We start from the raw sequence: 1,026 nt of genomic DNA, 5'->3' as shown, positions 1-1,026 counted from the left end.
GGCCGGTCGAACGCGGTCAGCGTGATCTTCTTGCCGTCAACCGTGCCGCCGGGCGGGTAGTAGTACAGGACGTCGTGGCCGTCGTAGCGGTCGATGTAGTACTCGCCCTCGGCATCCAGCTCGGCGAGGATGTTCTGGGCTACGACCTTGGTCCACTTGTCCTTCGTGACGTACATCGTCGGGTACTTGGTGCGCACGTTCCACCCGGCGGCGTTCCCGTCGTCGTCCAGGCCCTCCTTGCTGACGGAGTAGATCCGCACCCTGTCGTTGCCGTAGTTGTTGCCGAAGTAGCCCGAGAGCCAGCCGTCGGTCTCGTAGCGGGTGTTGTCGATCTCGCGGTCGGGCTGGTCGGTCGTGCTCTCCGAACCGAGGTCGGTGGGCGGGGCCCAGGACTGGTAGTGCTGTGCCACGTCGCCGGAGGCTTCGAACACCGGGCCGGGCAGCTTCAGCATGTCCTCGTAGGGCAGGCTGCTGCCGTCCGGGGTCTTGTCGGAGAAGTAGTCCCGCGCTCCCTTGAAGCCCTGGCGGAGGACCAGTCCTTGCGAGGTGATGGTTCCGCCACCGTCGGGATACTGCGCGAGGGTCTGCGCCTGGTCGTCGGTGACCAGCTGCGGAGCGAACGGCCTGGGCTCCCAGTTGAAGCCGTTCTTGTAGAGGTCGCCGACCGGTATGCCGGCTGCTCCGAGGTCGTACACCCACACGTTGTCCCGGACCGCGTCCGGGACGCGCCAGCGTGACGACCACTTGGGGTCGGTGCTGTTCATGAGGTCGCTCAGCTTGCTGAAGCCCTCGGGCTCGAGGTTGGCCGCGCCGGTGAACTCCACGTCCTCGCCCCGGTAAGCGGCATAGGTGACGTAGGAGTTCGCCGCACCCTTCAGCTGGACGGTCTCGGAGCGCGGGTAGACACCGCCGCGCAGGTAGACGGTTCCGCGGTGGTGGGAGTCCGTCTTGCCCGCCAGCGCGTCACGCGCCTGCTCGACGGTGGCGAAGGGGTCCTTCTCGGTGCCGGCGGCTCCTGCCCGGCCG

General features: G+C 67.3%; 1 pseudogene. It reads right to left on the bottom strand.

The annotated features are described in order from the left end of the window. A pseudogene (locus tag BZY54_RS51410) lies at nucleotides 1-1,026 on the bottom strand (hypothetical protein); the annotation flags it as partial.

Source organism: Streptomyces carpinensis (assembly GCF_002154505.1).
GTDB classification, from domain to species: Bacteria; Actinomycetota; Actinomycetes; order Streptomycetales; family Streptomycetaceae; genus Streptomyces; species Streptomyces carpinensis.
The sequence above is the reverse complement of the archived record's forward strand: the minus strand, read 5'-3'. Positions and strand labels throughout refer to the sequence as shown.